At 65.4% G+C, this 18465-nt stretch carries 18 protein-coding genes; 13 read left to right on the forward strand and 5 right to left on the reverse strand.

Annotated elements, in window-relative coordinates; translation table 11 throughout:
* The first annotated feature begins 7 nt into the window (after nucleotides 1–7).
* The 10 genes from mftC to K8V11_RS05595 all read left to right on the forward strand — a co-directional run bounded on the left by mftC (nucleotide 8) and on the right by K8V11_RS05595 (nucleotide 10769).
* Nucleotides 8–1234, forward strand: coding sequence for a mycofactocin radical SAM maturase (mftC, locus tag K8V11_RS05550; RefSeq protein ID WP_303911507.1), 1227 nt, complete (start codon nucleotides 8–10; stop codon nucleotides 1232–1234).
* A 48-nt stretch (nucleotides 1235–1282) separates the two neighbouring features.
* Entirely contained in the window at nucleotides 1283–2506 is a 1224-nt protein-coding gene (gene mftD / locus K8V11_RS05555) for a pre-mycofactocin synthase MftD (protein ID WP_303911509.1), read from the forward strand.
* A 58-nt stretch (nucleotides 2507–2564) separates the two neighbouring features.
* On the forward strand, nucleotides 2565–3380 hold the full coding sequence (locus K8V11_RS05560; protein ID WP_303911510.1) for a mycofactocin-coupled SDR family oxidoreductase: 816 nt from the start codon (nucleotides 2565–2567) through the stop codon (nucleotides 3378–3380).
* 2 nt (nucleotides 3381–3382) lie between these two features.
* Nucleotides 3383–4096: a mycofactocin biosynthesis peptidyl-dipeptidase MftE gene (gene mftE / locus K8V11_RS05565; RefSeq protein WP_303911511.1), complete on the forward strand. Its 714-nt coding sequence runs from the start codon at nucleotides 3383–3385 to the stop codon at nucleotides 4094–4096.
* Nucleotides 4097–4159: 63 nt separating this feature from the next.
* Complete coding sequence (gene mftF, locus K8V11_RS05570; protein WP_303911513.1) at nucleotides 4160–5677, forward strand: mycofactocin biosynthesis glycosyltransferase MftF; 1518 nt, start codon at nucleotides 4160–4162, stop codon at nucleotides 5675–5677.
* On the forward strand, nucleotides 5677–7032 hold the full coding sequence (locus K8V11_RS05575) for a GMC oxidoreductase (RefSeq protein WP_303911515.1): 1356 nt from the start codon (nucleotides 5677–5679) through the stop codon (nucleotides 7030–7032). The genes mftF and K8V11_RS05575 overlap by 1 nt, the downstream gene beginning before the upstream one ends.
* 67 nt (nucleotides 7033–7099) lie before the next feature.
* Nucleotides 7100–8038, forward strand: coding sequence for an alpha/beta fold hydrolase (locus K8V11_RS05580; protein WP_303911517.1), 939 nt, complete (start codon nucleotides 7100–7102; stop codon nucleotides 8036–8038).
* A gap of 303 nt (nucleotides 8039–8341) precedes the next feature.
* On the forward strand, nucleotides 8342–8725 hold the full coding sequence (gene trxA, locus K8V11_RS05585; protein WP_303911519.1) for a thioredoxin: 384 nt from the start codon (nucleotides 8342–8344) through the stop codon (nucleotides 8723–8725).
* Nucleotides 8726–8976: 251 nt separating this feature from the next.
* Complete coding sequence (locus K8V11_RS05590; RefSeq protein ID WP_303911521.1) at nucleotides 8977–10098, forward strand: Zn-dependent alcohol dehydrogenase; 1122 nt, start codon at nucleotides 8977–8979, stop codon at nucleotides 10096–10098.
* 47 nt (nucleotides 10099–10145) lie between these two features.
* On the forward strand, nucleotides 10146–10769 hold the full coding sequence (locus K8V11_RS05595) for a LiaF domain-containing protein (RefSeq protein ID WP_303911523.1): 624 nt from the start codon (nucleotides 10146–10148) through the stop codon (nucleotides 10767–10769).
* Here K8V11_RS05595 and K8V11_RS05600 read toward each other — a convergent pair.
* Both K8V11_RS05600 and K8V11_RS05605 read right to left on the reverse strand, forming a co-directional pair.
* Nucleotides 10766–11308 (reverse strand): dihydrofolate reductase, encoded by a 543-nt coding sequence (locus tag K8V11_RS05600; protein ID WP_303911525.1) that lies wholly within the window; start codon nucleotides 11306–11308, stop codon nucleotides 10766–10768. The genes K8V11_RS05595 and K8V11_RS05600 overlap by 4 nt on opposite strands.
* The gene (locus K8V11_RS05605) at nucleotides 11305–12108 is read right to left on the reverse strand and encodes a thymidylate synthase (protein WP_303911527.1); all 804 of its coding nucleotides are present in this window, start codon (nucleotides 12106–12108) and stop codon (nucleotides 11305–11307) included. Before K8V11_RS05605 ends, K8V11_RS05600 begins: the two co-directional genes overlap by 4 nt.
* A 166-nt stretch (nucleotides 12109–12274) precedes the next feature.
* On the opposite strand from K8V11_RS05605, the gene K8V11_RS05610 reads away from it, so the two are divergent.
* On the forward strand, nucleotides 12275–13069 hold the full coding sequence (locus K8V11_RS05610) for an ABC transporter ATP-binding protein (RefSeq protein WP_303911540.1): 795 nt from the start codon (nucleotides 12275–12277) through the stop codon (nucleotides 13067–13069).
* Here the strand turns inward: K8V11_RS05610 and K8V11_RS05615 are convergent.
* The 3 genes from K8V11_RS05615 to K8V11_RS05625 form a co-directional block, all read right to left on the reverse strand.
* Nucleotides 13066–13845, reverse strand: a complete 780-nt coding sequence (locus K8V11_RS05615) for an inositol monophosphatase family protein (protein WP_303911530.1) — start codon at nucleotides 13843–13845, stop codon at nucleotides 13066–13068. The genes K8V11_RS05610 and K8V11_RS05615 overlap by 4 nt on opposite strands.
* 64 nt (nucleotides 13846–13909) lie before the next feature.
* The gene (locus K8V11_RS05620; RefSeq protein ID WP_303911532.1) at nucleotides 13910–15049 is read right to left on the reverse strand and encodes a DoxX family protein; all 1140 of its coding nucleotides are present in this window, start codon (nucleotides 15047–15049) and stop codon (nucleotides 13910–13912) included.
* Between the two features lie 128 nt (nucleotides 15050–15177).
* A complete protein-coding gene (locus K8V11_RS05625; protein ID WP_303911534.1) occupies nucleotides 15178–16026 on the reverse strand; it encodes a hypothetical protein in 849 nt (282 codons plus the stop codon).
* Nucleotides 16027–16445: 419 nt separating this feature from the next.
* Between K8V11_RS05625 and K8V11_RS05630 the strand changes: the two genes are divergently transcribed.
* Together K8V11_RS05630 and K8V11_RS05635 are read left to right on the forward strand one after the other, a co-directional pair.
* Nucleotides 16446–17246 (forward strand): hypothetical protein, encoded by an 801-nt coding sequence (locus K8V11_RS05630; RefSeq protein ID WP_303911536.1) that lies wholly within the window; start codon nucleotides 16446–16448, stop codon nucleotides 17244–17246.
* A 346-nt stretch (nucleotides 17247–17592) separates the two neighbouring features.
* On the forward strand, nucleotides 17593–18465 hold an 873-nt coding region (locus K8V11_RS05635), incomplete at its 3' end, for a hypothetical protein (RefSeq protein WP_303911538.1).

The following is an 18465-nucleotide window of genomic DNA, read 5'->3' on the forward strand; positions in this document are numbered from 1 at the left end:
CCTGCCCATGACCGCCCCGTCCGTAGCCCCACCGCCCAAAGTCGGACGTCTCGTCGACCAGTTCGAAAAGGGACTCGACGCCCCCATCTGCCTCACCTGGGAGCTGACGTACGCCTGCAACCTCGCCTGCGTACACTGCCTCTCCTCGTCCGGTAAGCGGGACCCGCGCGAGCTCTCCACCGAGCAGTGCAAGGCGATCATCGACGAGCTGCACAAGATGCAGGTCTTCTACGTGAACATCGGCGGTGGCGAGCCCACCGTCCGTTCGGACTTCTGGGAGCTCGTGGACTACGCCACCGCGAACCAGGTCGGAGTCAAGTTCTCCACCAACGGCGTCCGCATCGACGAGGCAGTGGCCGAGAGGCTCGCCGCCAGCGACTACGTCGACGTGCAGATCAGCATCGACGGCGCGACCGCCGAGGTCAACGACGCCGTGCGCGGCCCCGGCTCCTTCGACATGGCCTGCCGCGCGCTGGAGAACCTCAACAACGCGGGCTTCCGCGATGCGAAGATCTCCGTCGTCGTCACGCGCGAGAACGTCGGACAGCTCGACGAGTTCAAGGCGCTCGCCGATAAGTACAACGCGACGCTGCGCATCACCCGCCTACGCCCGTCGGGCCGCGGCGCCGACGTGTGGGACGACCTGCACCCGCTGCCCGAGCAGCAGCGCGAGCTGTACAACTGGCTCGTCGAGCATGGCGAGAACGTGCTGACCGGAGACTCGTTCTTCCACCTGTCCGCATTTGGCGACGGGCAGGGTTCGCTCCCGGGCCTCAACCTGTGCGGCGCCGGCCGCGTGGTCTGCCTCATCGACCCCATCGGCGACGTGTACGCCTGCCCGTTCGCGATCCACGAGGAATTCCTCGCCGGCAACATCGTCGACGACGGCGGCTTCGAGTCCGTGTGGCAGGAAAGCGATCTGTTCCGCAGCCTCCGCGAACCGCAGTCCGCCGGGGCCTGCGCCTCCTGCAACTACTTCGACTCGTGCCGCGGCGGTTGCATGGCCGCGAAGTTCTTCACCGGCCTGCCGATGGATGGGCCCGACCCCGAATGCGTTCAAGGCTTCGGCGAGGGGCTTCTGGAGGCGGAGCGGAACGTACCTTCGCCGTCACAGGACCACTCCCGCACCAAGGGACTCGCGGCGCGCAAGCAGCCGTCGGGGCCCGTGCCGCTCACGCTCCTCACGACGCCGCCGCGCAAGCCCACGCACTTGTGCGACGAGTCGCCGATCTAATTCTCCAACCCACCGACCTGCACGCCCGACCCTGAAGGATTAACTCCCGTGGCCTCTCTTTCCGAACTCGCAGAGCTCAACCCGTGGCGCAAGAACCCCTGGTTCGAGTCCGTTGCCGAAGCGCAGCGGCGCGCGAAGAAAAAGCTGCCGAAGAGCGTGTACATGGCGCTCATCGCAGGTTCCGAGCGCGGGCTGACGCGCGACGACAACACGGTTGCGTTCGGCGAGCTCGGTTTCAAGCCGCACGTGGTCGGCGCGAAGGCCGAGCGGACGATGGAGACCTCCGTCATGGGGCAACCCATCAGCTTCCCCGTGATGATCTCTCCGACGGGCGTGCAGGCGGTGACTCCGGACGGCGAGGTCGACGTCGCCCGCGCCGCCGCGGCGCGCGGCACCGCGATGGGGCTGTCGTCGTTCGCCTCGAAATCGATCGAGGAGGTCGCCGCGGTTAACCCGCAGACCTTCTTTCAGGTGTATTGGCTCGGCGGAAAAGAGCAGGTGCTCGCGCGCCTCGAACGTGCGAAGGCCGCCGGCGCCAAGGGCGTCATCATCACGACCGACTGGTCCTTTTCGATCGGTCGCGACTGGGGCAGCCCCGAGATCCCCGAGAAGCTCGACGCGAAGGCGATGGTCAAGCTCGCACCCGAGCTGGCGGTGCGCCCTCGCTGGGTGACCGAATGGGCCAAATCGGTGATCGAGAACAAGGCAATGCCGGATCTGACGACGCCGAACCTCGTCGCCCCGGGCGAGGTGGGCCCAACGTTCTTCGGCGCCTACGGCGAGTGGCAGGGCACCCCTCCTCCCACGTGGGAGGACATCGCGTGGATCGTGGAGAACTTCGACGGCCCGGTCATGCTCAAGGGAATCACCCGCATCGACGATGCCAAACGCGCCGTCGACGCCGGGGTCACCGCGATCTCGGTGTCCAACCACGGCGGTAACAACCTCGACGGCACGCCGGCGTCGATCCGCTGCCTCGGGCCGATCGTCGACGCGGTCGGCGGAGATGTCGAGGTGCTGCTCGACGGCGGTGTGCGGCGCGGCGGCGACGTCGCCAAGGCTCTCGCGCTCGGCGCCCGTGCGGTGATGATCGGCCGCGCGTACCTGTGGGGGCTCGGCGCCAACGGGCAGACGGGCGTGGAAAACGTCCTCGACTTGTTGCGCATGGGCCTCGACTCGGCGCTCATCGGCACCGGCAAGAGTTCCATTTCCGAGCTCTCCCGGAACGATTTGATCATTCCCGAGGATTTTTCTCGCCGCCTGGGCGAATAATCGCATTGAGCGGGATCACCGCGCTCGCATCCGAAGAATATTAAAGAGGGGACCGCCAATGGGACAGTTCGACGGCAAGGTCGTGTACATCACCGGAATCGCGCGCGGGCAGGGGCGCAAGTACGCCACGCGCTTCGCGGCCGAGGGAGCCAAGATCATCGGCTGCGATATCGCCGATAAGGCCTCGGAGTGGATCCGGTACCCGGCGTCCACGTCCGAGGACATGGCCGAAACCGAGAAGCTCGTCGCCGAGGCGGGAGGGGAGCTCTTCGCGCGCGTCGGCGACGTCCGCGACCTCGCGTTCCAACAGCAGCTCGTCACCGACGGTGTCGCGCACTTCGGCGGGCGCCTCGATATCGTCGTCGCTAACGCCGGCATCTGTAACTGGGGCAAGCTGTGGGAGATGGACGAGGAGCAGTGGAACGACACCGTCGACATCAACCTCACCGGCTACTGGAAGACGCTCAAGGCGTCGATTCCGCACATGCTTGAGGCCGGTAACGGCGGATCGATCACGCTGCTCAGCAGCGTCGCTGGGCTCAAATCGATGCCCATGCAGGCGGCGTATTCGGCGTCCAAGCACGGTGTTGTCGGGCTCGCGCAGACGGCCGCGAAGGAACTCGGGCGCCACGGCATCCGCGTGAACACCGTCCACCCGTACGGAGTCCTCACGCCCATGGGCGGCAAGGACGAGGGCGCCCACGAGGTGTTCAACGACATGCCGGAATTCCTCCCGCATTTCGAACCGATCCTGGGGATGGGCATGGCCAAGACCGACGACATCGCCGATTCTGTGTTGTTCCTGTCCTCGGAACAGGCCCGGACGATCACCGGCACGACGTTCACCGTCGACATGGGCGCCACCAAGGTCTAGCCGTGCCCGAACCCGCGCACGAGGCACGCCGCTCTACTTCCGTCGCGCTGGCCGTGCTGCCACTCGGCGCGACCGAACAACACGGGCCGCACCTTCCCACTGACACCGATGCCCGGATCGCCCGGGAGATCGTTTTCTCCGCCGTCATACACATGGAACATGCAGGTATGACGGCGGAGCTGCTACCTACCCAGGCGATCGGCGCCTCCGGCGAGCACGCGGGGTTCGCCGGGCTGGTCTCCATCGGCAACGAGGTGCTTCGGAGCGTGCTCATCGAGATCGGCCGGTCCGTGTGCGAGTGGGCGCCGCGGCTGCTCGTTGTCAACGCGCACGGCGGAAACGTCGGCGCGCTCGCGGCGGCCGTGGCGCAGCTGCGCGCGGAGGGGCGCGACGTCGCGTGGGCTGCCTGCGACACCGCAACCGACTCGGCAGACACGCACGCCGGACTCGGGGAGACCTCGATGATGCTCGCGATCGCGCCGGACGACGTGCGTATGGACCAGGCGAGGCCAGGCCGCGTCGCACCGCTCGCGGAAATCCTCCCCGAACTGCGACGCGGGGGAGTGCAGGCCGTATCGGCGAACGGCGTCCTCGGCGATCCGACGGGTGCGAGCGCCGAGCGAGGGCGCGCGATGCTCGAGGAGAACGCTCGACGCATCGCCGAAGCAGCTCGCGGCTGGCGGCCCGATTCGCGTGGGCTGCTGGTCGAGGGCTGAGCGGCAGGGACCGGAAGGGTTCCCCCGTTAGCCCGCGGGCGGGAAGTCACTAGGGTGGAGGACGTGAAGGACGGCGCAACGGGCGGTGGCATGAAGACAAGGGATAGCGTCTCGCGCGCCAACGTCGCACCGATGCTTGACGTGCGTACGGAGGTGGCCTGGCTGCCCGACGGCAGCTACCGATTCGTCGGCGGGGAACCGATGACGATGCTGCGGCTCGCGGGATCGGCGTTCGTGCGCCCACCGCTGGGGATCGGGATTCTCGCGATCTCCGAGCAGCTCGCCGAGGCGTTCTATGCGCGCGGGCTCGCGCACCCGACGCCGGTCGCATTCAACGGGCCGAACCGGCTCGACGAGACCTCCGATCTGTCCCATCTGGCGCTCGTCGTCCCCGTGAAGGACGACGCCGACGGGGTCGGGGCGCTAGCGGCCTCCCTTACAGAGATTCGTGACCGCGGCGCGCGGATGATCGTCGTCGACGACGGCAGCTCTCGGCCGCTGCGCCCGGCGGATCTGGGGCTGGCCGCAGACGAGGTGGAGATCCTGCGCCACGAGTCCGCGAAGGGACCGGCCGCGGCCCGCAACGCGGGGATCGATGCCGCCGAACGTCGCGGCGCCACCGAGATCGCGTTGCTCGACGCCGACACGGTCGTGGACGGGTCGGAGTGGCTCGCGTTCCTGCGACTGCATTTCCAGCGCGACTCCGTGTGCGCCGTCGCGCCGCGAATCGTCGCCGCGGAACCCGGTACGAGGGGAGTGCGCGGATTCGAGACCGCCCGTTCCGCACTCGATATGGGTGCACGACCGGCGCGCGTCGCACCGCGCACCTCGGTCCCGTACGTGCCGAGCGCGGCGTTGCTGCTGCACGTGCCGCGGTTGCGTGCGCGCCTCGGCGACGGCCCGGTCTTCGACCCCGACATGCACGTGGCCGAGGATGTCGACCTGTGCTGGCGGCTCCTCGATGCGGGCGGGGAGATCCGCTACGAACCCGCCGCGTACGTCTCCCACGCACACCGCCTCGGGCTCGGGGAGATGCTTCGGCGTCGCATGTTCTACGGCGAAGGCGCGGCCCGCCTCGCCAGGGACCACGAGACCGAGATCGTGCCGGCGATCTTCAGCTCCCGCGCGCTTATCGCGGCAGCCGGGCTGTGGTGGTTCCGGCCGTGGTCGCTCGCGTTGGCCGCCGCTATGACGGCGTGGTCCGCGGTCTCGGTGCACTCCTCACTCGGGTCCGACCCCCGGCTCACGGCGCGCGTGATCGCCAAGAGCCAGACAAGCTCGGTGTGGCAGCTCGCCTCGGCCGCGCTGCGCCCCTACGCCCCGGCGGCGATCGCCGCGCTCGGGGCCACGTCGCGGACGCGGGCAGGACGTCGCGCCGCGAAGGTCGTCGCCGTCGCCGCGGTCGCCGAGGGCGTGCGGCACTGGTGGCGCCAACGGCCGGCGATGAAACGGCCGGTCAATGATCCGCTATCGCATCTCGCTCTTCACCGCGCGGACGATCTCGCCTACGGGTTGGGCGTGTGGAAATCGGTGCTCTCCGAGCGCAGCCCGCGGGCGTTGATCCCCGAGATACGGCGATAATGTCTCGCCGGCCGACGACCTATGCGCCGTCGCCCGACGTCATCGTCGTCGGAGCCGGACCCGCCGGTGCCGTGGTGGCTCGGCGACTGGCCGAGGCCGGCGCGGACGTTCTCGTCCTCGAAGCCGGCCCGGACACGCGCGACCTCCGGCGCTTGCCTGCGCTGACGCTGCCGCTGCACGCCGAGGACCCGCGGGCGCGCCCGATCGACGCACGCGTGCCGAGCGGCGAGACACTCGGACTATGGCGTGGCAGGGGGCCAGGCGGCTCGGGTGCGATCAACGGCGCGGCATGGACCCCGGCGCCCCGAGAGGTCATTGAAACCTGGACCGGATTCGATCCCCGGCGCTACGACGACGGGCTCGCCCGCGCCGAAGCGGTAATGGCACCTGCGGAAGTATCCGCATCCCCGCTGGCCGAGGAACTCGCGAACACCCTCGGCATCCCGCTGCAACCCGGCCGGCTGACGATCGAGACCGGCGGCGAGCGCCGCGACCCGTGGACCGCGTACGCCCCTGAACCCGCGGGAGCTCGGCTGCGCTGCGACGCACGCGTGCGGGAGTTGATTCTCTCGCCCGCTACACCCGACGGGCCTCACTCCTCTACTTCTGTCGGGGGTGTGGTGCTGGATGACGGGGAACGGCTCGGCTCCCCGGCCGTCGTGCTCGCGGCCGGCGCGATCGATACCGCGCATCTACTCCTCGGCGCGGCCGACAATGCGGCAACCATGATGGACCCGGCGCACAACGCGGCCCTGCGCTCCGTCGGCGCCGACGCGCGCGAGCACCCCGAGGTGCTCCTTGACGTCCCCGCACCGCTACACGCGATGCTGTCGGCGTCGCCGCAGGGGATCCTGGGGGCACGGATCCCGCTGGCGATCGGCGGCCGGCGCCTGGAGATCCGCCCCTACGAGACGGCCTTTCACAAAGCGATCCCCGGCCTGCCTAAGATGGCGCCGCAGATCGGGATCGCACTGCTCGACCCCCGCTCGGCAAGTACCGTCGACGCCGCCGTGCGCCTCGAGGCCCGCCCGGATGCCTCGGACCGGCAGGCGCTGGACGCGGGAGCGGAACTCGTCTCGGGTGCTCTGTCCACGTTGGCAGGGGGCCGCGGCAGGCCCGCGGGAGAGGAGGTCCGACGTCATACCGGGTACTCCCAGCACCTCTACGGCACGGCCGCCATGGGAACGGTGACCGATGCCGGCGGGCGCATCGAGGGCCTCGGCGGGCTGCGCGTTGCGGACGCGTCGATCCTGCCCCCGGGGCTCGGCGCGGGCCCGTACGCGAGCGTGTTCGCTGTCGCCGAGGCGGTGTCGGAGTCGATCGCATCCGACATGCGCGACGGCCTCGCCCGGTAGTTCGGCGCGCCGGAACACATCGGCAAAAGGCCGCCCGGCGCCGCGAGCGTGGTGCACAATGACGTCCATGTCGACTGCGTCCGGATCAGAATCCCAGGTGGAAAGCTTCACGGTGCGCGGGGCCGTGGGAAAGATCGCCGGGGACCGCTGGAACCCGCCGGAGAATGCCGAACGGCGCGACAAGGCCGGCAACCCGAAACCGCCGGTGCTCATGCTGCACGGGGGAGCGCAGACGAGGAACTCGTGGAACCGCGCCGCGGCGGTACTGTCGAACGACGGCTACGAGGTGATCACCCTCGACGCGCGCGGCCACGGCGACAGCGATTGGGCGCCCGACGGCGACTACGACATCTTCGCCATGGCAGATGACCTCGTCCTCGCCGTCGGCCAGCTCTTCGACGGCGCGCGCCCGGTGCTCGTCGGCGCCTCGCTCGGCGGGATCACCTCGCTCATCGCTTTAGGGCGCGGGGATGACGTCGGAGGTGCCCTCGTGCTGGTCGACGTGGCACCCAAGCTCGAACGCGAGGGGGTCGAGCGAGTCGGCGCCTTCATGCGTTCCGGGATCGAGGGCTTCGATTCCCTCGAGCAGGTGGCCGACATGGTCGCCGCGTATCAACCGAACCGGCCGCGTCCGAAGAACGTCGACGGGCTGCGCAAGAACCTCCGACAGAAAGACGACGGGCGCTGGTACTGGCACTGGGATCCGCGCTTCGCGGACAACGCAAGCGGGGACAACGCCGCGCTCGGTGCCGAGGTGCTCGGACAATACGCGAGCCGAGTGGAGGTGCCGACGATGCTGCTGCGCGGGTCCAATTCGGACGTGATCGCCGAGGACGCCGGGGATGCCCTGCGCGAACAGATCCCGCACGTCTTCACGCGTTCGGTCGCCGAGGCCGGGCACATGCTCGTCGGCGACGACAACGCGGTGTTTCTCGGCAACCTCGGCTGGTTTCTCGACGAGATCGCCGTCGAGCGCGCCGGGCATGCCGGACGCGCCGAAAATTAAGGTCACAGGTTAATTACCTGGGAAAACAGGCCGCTTGGGTGCCTGGGACAAGGGTGCTCGGTGCCCCATCTTTGGGGTGGAGTTCGCGGCGGTGGAATCGGCGTCGCCCCAGGTACGGACCCTTCGGGTGCGCAAAGTTCGATTTTGGAATGAATCTCGTGCCAAGCTGGTTGCACTCATTGAGTCAGCTAAAGCCAACAAAGAGAACGCCGCCCCAGGCGGCAACCCCCGGTAGAACCACTGCCGGCATCGGTTGCGGTGGACTAAAGACGGCGGACACAAACCGTAAAAGGAGCTATATAAATGGCAACCGTGGACGTCACCAGCAGCGAATTCGAGAAGACGGTCACCGAGAACGACATCGTCCTCGTCGATTTCTGGGCTTCCTGGTGCGGACCGTGCCGTTCGTTCGCACCGACGTACGAGAAGACCTCCGAGAACCACGAGGACGTCGTGTTCGCGAAGATCGATACTGAGGCCGAGCAGGATCTCGCAGCGCAGCTGCAGATCCAGGCGATCCCCACCCTCATGGCTTTCCGCGAGGGCGTGGCCGTCTACCGTAACTCCGGCGTCGAATCCGCCGCCCGCCTCGAAGAGCTCATCGGCAAGATCAAGGAGCTCGACATGGATCAGGTACGCAAGGCCATCGAGGAAGAGACCGCGAAGGCTGCACAGGGCGACTCCTAGTCGCCTTTCGGCGCGGACTTTCCAGAGCCCCGTCAAGCCCCCGCAGGGAACACATTCCCCGCGGGGGCTTTTTCGTGCGTCCGCGAGAAAAACTAGAACACGTTCACGCACGGCCTGTGTCGTGTGCCACAATACTTGGCAGACACGTAGAACGTGTTCTAGATCTCGTCGGGCTCGCCGCGCTTCGAGTAGGGGCGGAGCGCGCGATCCCGACGCACGACACGCAAGACAAGTGAGAGGGCCGAAAGAACGTGAAAACCAAGGTCGCCGTAGCGATGGAAGTCGGTAACCCGTTCGAACTCGTGGAGGCCGAACTCGACGGCCCCAAGGATTTCGAGGTGCTCGTCAAGTGGAAGGTCGCCGGCCTGTGCCATTCCGACCTCCACATCTCTTCCGGGGATATGCCTGCCATGCTTCCGCTGGTTGTCGGGCATGAGGGCTCGGGCATCGTGGAGGAAGTGGGGCCCGGCGTCACCCGAGTCAAGCCTGGCGACCACGTCGTCGGTTCCTTCATTCCCGGCTGCGGTACGTGTGGCGCGTGCTCGCGCGGCATGTCGAACCTGTGCAACGAGGGCTGGAATGGCACCACCGGATACATGGCCGATGGCCGCCTGCCGTTCAAGCTGCCGGGCGGGCGCGAGGCCGGCGGGATGACCAACCTCGGCACGTTCGCTGAGCGTTCGGTCGTCAAGGAGGCGTCCGTTGTGCCGGTGCAGGAATGGATTCCGTTCGAGACCGCGGCTCTCGTCGGCTGCGGTGTGACCACCGGGTACTCCTCAACGATCAACACCGCCGGAGTCAAGGCCGGCGATATCGTCGTCGTGTTCGGCATCGGCGGGCTCGGCGCCAATGCGCTGCAGGCCGCGAAACTCGCCGGCGCGCGCTTTGTCATCGCCATCGACACCGATAAGACGAAGGAGGACGTCGCGATGAAGTTCGGCGCGACGCACTTCTTCTCCGACCCGGCCGAGGCAGGACCAGTGGTCAACGAGCTGAGCTGGGGCGAGCAGGCGGACAAGGCGATCATAACCATCGGTGTCGCCGACGCCGCCGTCACCGAGGCCGCCTTCAACCTGCTCGGTAAGCGCGGCGTGCTGGTTCTCGTGTCGATGGGCGCGATGGACAACTACTCGGTGCACATCCCGGGGCTGTTCCTGTGCCAGTTCGAGAAGGTCATCAAGGGTTCGCTCTTCGGTTCGGCCAGCGCGAACTACGCGATCCCGGACCTGCTCAAGCTCTGGGACCAGAAGCACATCATGCTCGATGAGCTCGTGTCCCACCGTTTCACGCTCGACCAGGTCAACGAGGGCTACGAGATGATGGAGACGCCGGGCTCCGGCTTGCTGCGTGGCCTCATCATCCACGACGACTAGGCGGCGAGCAGCGGACCGACCGGCCGAGAGCTGTTAATCTGCACCCCATGGGAGACCTGTACGACAACGACCGAGAACGTGCCGCGAAGGCCCTGGAGAGGCAGGTCGGTCTCGGCCGGTTGACGCTCGGGGAGTTCTCCGACATGTCCGGCAGGATCTGGGAGTCGGAGACCGCCGAGCAGCTCAACGCGATCCTCGCCGAGGCCGGCGCGTTGCCCGAGAAGGGCCGGCCGATCATGGCGGAAGAGGCGGACTCGCAGGCGGTCATCCGCCGGGAAAGCTCGGCGGTGACCATCCGCAATGTCGGCCCGGTCAAGGGCTGGATGGACGATGTCGAGCGCAAGGGGCGCTGGGACCTCACCGACGGGGCAGAGGTTTTCACGCTCATGGGCGACATCTACCTCGATCTGCGCGAGGCGATTATCGACTCCGAAGTCACCGACCTCAAAACGCATTCCGTTATGGGCGACACCCGCATCCTCATTCCGCCAGGGGTGCGGGTGGAGCTCAGCGGTAGCCGAATCATGGGTGCGCTCAAGACAGAGGAGGGGCGGTACGCCGCGCCGTACGGTCCGATCATCCGCATCCAGGCGGACACCTTCATCGGCGACGTCAAGATCCGTGTGCTCGAACCAGGGCAGCGGGTGCCCAAGAACTGGAAGTGGTTCTAGATCCGCTCGTAGCGGATAAACCGGTAGCGCACCGGCCCATCCCAGCCGTCGATGTGCCCTGACTCCGAGGTTTCCCACTCGCTCGTCTCCGCCGCACGCCAGTGCTTCGGGTCGAGCTCCGGCGCGCGCACGGTGCCGATCGCGTCCGCATCGAACTCGGTGACGATAGCCTCGCTGGCTACGTCGTGCACGGCGGCATAGATCGAGCCGCCCCCGAGAACGTCGGCGCCGTCTCCCACCAGGTCCAGAGCCTCGTCGAGAGTACGCGCCACCTCTGCGCCCTCGGCAACGAAATCCGGGTCTCGAGAAAGAACGATATTTCGGCGGCCCGGGAGCGGGCGGAACTTCGGCGTCAGACTTTCCCAGGTAGCGCGTCCCATGAGCACGGTGTTCCTGCGGGTGACCTGCACGAAGTGCTTCATGTCCTCCGGCACGTGCCACGGCATGCCCGAGCCGTTGCCGATAACGTGGTCGCGCGCCTGCGCCCACACCATGCGCAGGTGCGGCGCGGACGAATCCTCGCTGGGCGAGACGCTCATACCGCCACCGGAGCCTTGATGCCCGGGTGGTGCTCGTAACCGACGATCTCGAAGTCCTCGAAACGGTAGTCGAAGATCGAGTCCGCCTTGTGCAGCTCGAGCCGCGGGTACGGGTACGGCTCGCGGGAGAGCTGCGTGCGCACCTGCTCGACGTGGTTGTCGTAGATGTGGCAATCGCCCCCGGTCCACACGAAATCGCCGACCTCGAGGCCGGCCTGCTGTGCCATCATGTGCGTGAGCAGCGCGTACGAGGCGATGTTGAACGGCACTCCGAGGAACATGTCCGCCGAGCGCTGGTAGAGCTGGCAGGAGAGTTTGCCGTCGGCGACGTAGAACTGGAACAGCAGGTGGCACGGCGGCAACGCCATGTTCTCCAGCTCGGACACATTCCACGCGGAGACGATATTGCGGCGCGAATCGGGATTCTCGCGCAGCGTGTCCAGCGCGGCGGCGATCTGGTCGATATGGCGGCCGTCCGGGGTCGGCCACGAGCGCCACTGCACCCCGTACACCGGGCCGAGATCGCCCTCCGGCGAGGCCCATTCATCCCAGATGCTCACGCCGTGCTCGTGGAGGTACGCGACGTTGGAGTCTCCGCGGAGGAACCACAGCAGCTCGTGCGCAACGGATTTGAAGTGCACGCGCTTGGTGGTGATCAGCGGGAAGCCCTCCGAGAGGTCGTACCGCAGCTGGTGCCCGAACACAGACTGCGTTCCCGTGCCGGTGCGGTCTGCCTTCGGCGTGCCGTTGTCGAGCACGTGCTGCAGGAGGTCCTCGTAGGGCGTATGGATCGCGGACATACCCTAAAGTATGGCCGAGTTTCGCCCGGTAGGTCGAACCGCACCCTCCTCCGGCGTGGCACAGGGTGGGGGAGTAAACCAGTACACCGAAACCGCACACCGATTATCCCGGAGGGCACACATGGCGCAGGGTGCAGGCTCGGCAGCAGACGCAGACACATCGGGTATGACGCCGGACGCCGCCGATTTCGTGTTGGCCGTCAACGGCGTCTCGCTTATCCGCCAGCGTCGTCCGCTCCTGCAGGACGTGAGTTTCCACGTGCGTCCGGGGGAGCACTGGGCGTTGCTGGGCCCGAACGGTGCGGGTAAGTCGACGCTGCTCAGCCTGTGCGGGGCGCGCGAGCACCCGACGCGCGGTGAGGTCCACGTCCTTGGCCACCGCCTCGGCCGGGTGGACACGCACTGGCTGCGCACGACCATCGGCCACGTCGATCCGCGCTCGCGCATCGAGCCGTGGCTCACGGTGCGCGAGGCCCTCTACACCGGCCTGTTCGGCGCGGCCGGGCTGCGCCGGCACTGGGCGCCGGACACCGCCGAGCGCGAGCTGGCCGAGCGTTTGCTCGCCGCGCTCGGGATCGAGGAGAAGGCCGACCGTAAATGGGAGGTGCTCTCGCAGGGCGAGCGCGGACGTGTGCTCATCGCGCGGGCGCTCATGCCGCAGCCGTCGTTGCTGTTGCTGGACGAGCCGACGACGGGCCTCGACCTCGCCGCGCGCGAGATCCTGCTCAAGGTGATCGGGCAGCTGCGGGAGATGCGTCCGGAGTTGGCGACGGTCATGGTCACCCACCACCTCGAGGAACTTCCCGCCTCGACGACGCATGCGATGGTGCTCGCAGATGGGCAGGAACTCGCGTGCGGGACGGCCGAGGAAGCGATCACGTCCGGCGTCATATCCGATGCTTTCGACTACCCGGTGCGAGTGGAACGTCGCAATGGGCGCTGGTCGGCGATCGGTTCTTAACGGCGCGCTGCGGCGGGGTCGCGGCGCTCGTAATTCTGTGGCGGCAGCTGAGCAGCCGCGGCGAGGACCTCGTCCGCGATCTCCGGGCGACACACGAGGAAGTCTTTTCGCCATACGTCCGCCTGATTGAAGACGATCGGCGAGCCATCGAGATGGGAGCAGTGCAGCCCGGCGCGCAGCGCGACGCCGACCGGTGCCGCCTGGTCCCATTCGTTGTGGCCCCCGGTGTGGATGTAGGCATCGGCGTCGCCGAGGAGAACGGAAATCGTCTTCGCGCCGGCCGAGCCCATGGGCCGGATCGTCCGGCCGAGGGTGGAGGCGAATTCGTCGATCCCCGCCGGCGGGCTGTTCCGCGAGACGACGATCTTGCCGCTCATCGGTCCGTCGACGTAGGAGCAGTAGTCGTCGCGGAACACGCGCTGCGCGTCCGGCATGCCGACCGACGCCGCCTCGATCGTGCCCCAGGACGCCAAAGCGACGTGCACAGCCCAGTCGCCGCGCCCGGTCGCATACTCCTTCGTCCCGTCGATGACGTCGAGGATCCACACGCGATCCGAGTCGAGCCGGGCAAGGTCGTCGGCATAGTCCTCGGACAAGATCGCATCGTCCGGGCGATTGACGCGCAAAACCTGGTCAACCCAATCGTGAGCCACCCGGTTGGCGACCTGCGCGAGATCGCGCGCCTCGATGAGGCCGCCGGTACGCGCGCCCGTGGCAATCGCGCCGATGCCCTCGGCGATGTAATAAGCCAGTTCGTGATCGTTGAGGTCTCGCACGCCCCCAAGCATAGGGAGACACGGCGACATTTGCGGGCGAGCGCGGGCCTCGCCTGCAGAATGCTCATCGGTTGACCGGATCACCCGACCACGAAAATCCCTTGTCGAACAAGTACTCGCCCTCAGTGTCTCGGGTGGCGTGTAGAGTGCGCTCGCCACCCAACTTGAGCTCATCCCCGCCGACCGACACGGTAAACGATTCCTCGATGACGTCGCCGTCGTGCGGCTGCGGATCTCCACCGTCATTGGCGGCCCGTCCCAAGGTCGTATTGCCGCCGAGCTGGGCATCGAGAGTGACGTCGACGGTGGCCTCCGCATCAGCGCCGGGCTCGCCTCGGAGGGCGTACGTGCCGAGCCACAGCGTGCCGTCGACCTCGCGGACCGCGACGATCCGCGACTCCTGCTCGCTATCGGCCGTTGACGTCGCCGGTCCGCTCGCCTCGCGCGTGCCGAACGCGATCTGGCTCCATCGGGAGTCCTCGGCGAGAGTCTCGGCGGGGCCCCGCGAATCCGTGCTCACCCGCCACACCCCGGCGAGCGGGGTGGGCTCGTCCTCGGAATCGGAGCCGGGCAGGACCATCGACTGCGTGGCAAACGGCAGTGCGATAGCGAGAATCGCGGCGAGCGCGGGGAAGAAGCGCGTCACTCGGCGCAGTTTCTCCGGTGTCACCGCGTTCGGGAGCACGGCGCGGTCGACGGGCGCCCCGGTGAGGAAGCGGAAGACCCGCGGGATCCAAGGAATGAGGATGACGGCGCTGAGCACCGCGAGCATGCCCGACAGAGTCTTGACCGGCACGTCGTACGTCATGTTGAGCAGCCAAACCGAGAATCCGGCGGCCACGCCTCCGAGCGCTCCGAGTGCGGCGGTGCGCCGCCACAAAAGTAGTAGCCCGACGAGCACCTCGATGGCGCCGGCGGCGAACTGGATCGTGGGCGAGTAGCCCATCCACGTCCACAAGATGCCCATGGGCGACTTCTCTCCGACGGTGATGAGCGATTCGGGGTAGTCGATCGTCCCCATCTGGAGCAGGAACAACTTCGACCAGCCGTAGATGAAGAAGTAGCCGGCGACGAACATGCGAAGAAGCCAGTGCGCGCACCACGTGGCCGTGATCCAGCGGCTCTGGCGGGCCGGTTCCGTGCCGTTGGTTCCGGCCGGCGGGGTGGGCGGCGGTGAGGTCGCGTCTGTTCTCGTCGAAGCCATGCCACGATTCCTACATGTAATCCTCACGCCCAACCAGCGGTCTCGCAACAAATCAGACTCAGGTATGACGGCGAACTTACGAAATCGTTCTGTGGTCCGAGGCAACGGCTTACGGATTAAGAGGTGCGCTAGACGCCAGGCGCGTTCGACCACCCTGGGGACGGTGGAATTGAAGCCGAGGGATCATTCTTCGGCACGGTCTTACCCTCGTCGGGCACGCGCGGGATGTCGCCTCTGTTCGCCTCGCAACTTTCACGTGCCTCCAAGCGCGCTGCCTCGGGAGAGTGGTACCTCATATCGTAGTCAATCGCGTTGATCTGCCACTGACCGAAAATATCGGGGTTGTTCGGGCGTGGCGATGGACCTGGATCAACGAGCTTCGGTTGCGTTCCGGTTTGAGTAAACGCGATCTCTATGACTCTGAGCGCGCCTTCGCTACTTGCACCAATCAAATATTCGTTGGGTTTTTCAGAACTTTCACGCAGCAATCGATCCTGGAAAGCGCACACAATCGCGGTTGTGCGTCCGTCACGTTCTGAAACCGAATCGACCTTCAAATCCTTTGCACCTGACCAAGAAGATTCTTGGTCTTCGCGCCAATCCTGGCCGTCTAACGTGTCTTCGGCGATCGATGGGGAACTGTTCGCTACGGCCAGTTCAAACCCGGGAAAAGAATATTCGATATCGCTGAAGTCCAATCCTCGTAGATACGATTCAGTCGTTGCCCGAATAAATCCCCCGAGCGGAGTCTCCAGGTCAACGACGGGACTGTCGTGCCATACGATCGAATAGTCCATCGTTGGCACGTGCGGGGCAATCGGGGCCTGATCCACGGTCTGCTCGCCTTTGGTGGCGCAGCCGCTCACCAGAACGCACGCGAAGATCGTTGCAATTGCCCTGGCGGCGACGCCGCGAGACCGATCTGCCCCCAATTGCAGCGCCCCTTCATCTAATGACATGAACTTCGAGAGTTCCACATTTGCCTATCCTGCATTAGGTATTTGAGTCGCGGAATTTCCTGGCTCCTAAGTCGCTGGGAACTTCCCGAACAAGCTGTCCGAATTGGCTGGCCTAGGCAAGTCGCGGTTCAAACGGCGGGCAGAGTCTTCGGCAAAATCGACATTTGCGAATCCAATGACGCAGTCGAAGCGACCACAGGCTGGATCTAAAATCCCAGCGGAATCGCCCTAAGCTCCGTAACGCCGATCGCTCATCCACTCCGGACGTCTCCATAACCAAATCAACTCACTCCAAAACCCGAGTGGTCAACAAATCACACATGCAGGAAATAAGCGACAAGTCGGTTGTTGCCCATTCATGGGGAACATCTTGACAGGTTCGAAAGCTCCCAACATGGTACGACTTGGCTATACTCCGGTCCCGGAAGGATCCATCGATGTTGCTTAAACGTGGTGCAGTGCTCATCGCATTATTCGTTTCTTCTGTACTGTCAGCGTCCGCTTGTTCAGTAGTGCAAGAAGGTGCATATCTTTCGAGCCAAGAAGCGATCACGGATGGCACAAGTGCCACCCCTGAAAAGCAGCGTTATGCCACTAATTATATTTGGCACAAATCAGACGGTTTCGATCCCACTAGTTCACTTGGCACCTTCGTTCGGGCCTATGTCGAATCAATGCTTCGAATGCTTATGGATGGCGGAAAAAGCGCGCTTTTTCCAGGGGCAGAGGATGCTACGAAATTTGATACGGCGCTTCTTGAACGCGTCGCAATCGACCATCCCGTCGGGCCGAGTGGACGTAGAGGCGCGAAAGATTTGCACGTACTCGCTGTGAATGAAACTGATTCAGGATCCGAAGTGATCGTTTGTGAGGATCCCTCCGGCGTTGCGGAGAAAATTGGCAACGGACAGTGGCAAGCCAGGGGGACTGAGACCCATACCCGTGTACGGATTTCACGTTTGGTTATAGACAACGTAGGGGATTCCCCACCGTCGAATGTCGTAGGAACGGCACAGTACCCTCCCGAGTCAGTTTTTGGCGACTGGAAAGCCTTGGAGTACCAACCTATGCTCGGTCTGGATTCTGCAGAGGGGCGCGGAATTGATTTTGAGTCGCGGTGCTTAGTTGAAATCGGTAAAGAAAGAACACCTAGTAGTGCGAGTGACCCCATTGTCCCGGAGCCGCCAGTAGAAGCCCCTTCCCCTGTGCCAGGCTGGCCGGAAGGCGAGCCCAACTAGATGGTGGTCGTGCGAGGCAAAAATTCTAGCGAAGGACCCCGCCAAATCTCGTCGGGGCTGACGCGCGAGGAGAAGAAAGGTGTCCCTCAATGCGCGGCAGCCAGCTAGAGTCTCGAAGTCATCGGGAACTTCTATACCCGCGAGAGCATCCGAAAATCGCGTGGATTGATCCACGCACACGTGATACGAGACCGTCATGAACTCGCCGGCGCCCCGGCGTCATACATTGCGAGCGGCAGCTCGGCACGCAGTTCTCGCAAGATAGGCCCAATGGCCGATGCACGCGGCGCTGAAGAGTGCCCTTGTTGTCGCAGGACGAGTTCAGACTGGAGAAGGAGCTCTTGCCTTGTCATACATCTACGAAGAGTGCGAAGACCTATTGCACGAGAATCTAGTTGAGAGGCTCGGCTGGACGCCGCTGGAAAGCGGCGACTACGTTCGGCCGTTTTCGCTGGAAGGTGCACCATCGTCGTTGTCGAGATGGCGAGTTTCGCCAAGGATGTTCGACCTCGGACCTCGAATCTGGATGAACTGCGAGTTTGCGCTCGAGGTAGACGTGTCGAGCGCCGAAGCCCCAAGTAGTTTAGCGCGCTTTTCCCGAACCCTAACTTCTGAACCCGGGCGGTGTTGGTCGACGCTGTACGAGTCATCGCCATTCCACGAAACGACATGGGCTCCCACGACTGCCGGCTGTGTCGATCTAGATGCAGCAGCCGGTCTGGTCCAGAAGTTCGTCCTCGATCCAACGCTGGAATTCACGGTAAGCGACCCCGCACGGCTGACGACCTCCAAAGTGTCGCAGATCGCACTGACCTCCTCGGACGGCTACCGAGTCGACCCGAAAAGGTGGAGGACCGCCGTGATTGTCGTAGCTATGTGCGGGCATCCGAGGTACGCGTCGGAGATTATCGACGAAGTCGGCACACGCCCCCGAATGCCGATCGATTCCGATGCCGCCTTGAGCGAGTGTCGGGCGGACTTGGGGTCGATATCGACGTGCGACTCGACCCTTCTCTCGCTCGCCGATGACGGTTTGGGCGTTCCTCCTCAACTTCCTCGAAAAGGCGAAGTCGTTCCCGCCCGCGCATCATTCAGGCGCGGAGCCGAGCGTTCTGTAGCCACTCCCGAGACACAAATCGGAGCGGAGTTCCTGGACGAGTCCTTTCTCGGCTTCAACGACCTCGAAACGTGGCTGGGCGGTATGTCGATTCTCGATATC

The sequence above is a fragment of the Dietzia timorensis genome, assembly GCF_020742175.1.
Lineage (GTDB): Bacteria > Actinomycetota > Actinomycetes > Mycobacteriales > Mycobacteriaceae > Dietzia > Dietzia timorensis_A.

Bases quoted from the DNA above. Each gene is read 5' to 3' on its own strand.
- K8V11_RS05605 (WP_303911527.1), bottom strand. From the start codon at position 12,108: ATGTCCGCGATCCATACGCCCTACGAGGACCTCCTGCAGCACGTGCTC.
- K8V11_RS05630 (WP_303911536.1), top strand. From the start codon at position 16,446: ATGTTGCTTAAACGTGGTGCAGTGCTCATCGCATTATTCGTTTCTTCT.
- K8V11_RS05620 (WP_303911532.1), bottom strand. From the start codon at position 15,049: ATGGCTTCGACGAGAACAGACGCGACCTCACCGCCGCCCACCCCGCCG.
- K8V11_RS05575 (WP_303911515.1), top strand. From the start codon at position 5,677: ATGTCTCGCCGGCCGACGACCTATGCGCCGTCGCCCGACGTCATCGTC.
- K8V11_RS05595 (WP_303911523.1), top strand. From the start codon at position 10,146: ATGGGAGACCTGTACGACAACGACCGAGAACGTGCCGCGAAGGCCCTG.
- trxA (WP_303911519.1), top strand. From the start codon at position 8,342: ATGGCAACCGTGGACGTCACCAGCAGCGAATTCGAGAAGACGGTCACC.
- K8V11_RS05610 (WP_303911540.1), top strand. From the start codon at position 12,275: ATGACGCCGGACGCCGCCGATTTCGTGTTGGCCGTCAACGGCGTCTCG.
- K8V11_RS05600 (WP_303911525.1), bottom strand. From the start codon at position 11,308: ATGAGCGTCTCGCCCAGCGAGGATTCGTCCGCGCCGCACCTGCGCATG.
- mftC (WP_303911507.1), top strand. From the start codon at position 8: ATGACCGCCCCGTCCGTAGCCCCACCGCCCAAAGTCGGACGTCTCGTC.
- K8V11_RS05580 (WP_303911517.1), top strand. From the start codon at position 7,100: ATGTCGACTGCGTCCGGATCAGAATCCCAGGTGGAAAGCTTCACGGTG.
- K8V11_RS05560 (WP_303911510.1), top strand. From the start codon at position 2,565: ATGGGACAGTTCGACGGCAAGGTCGTGTACATCACCGGAATCGCGCGC.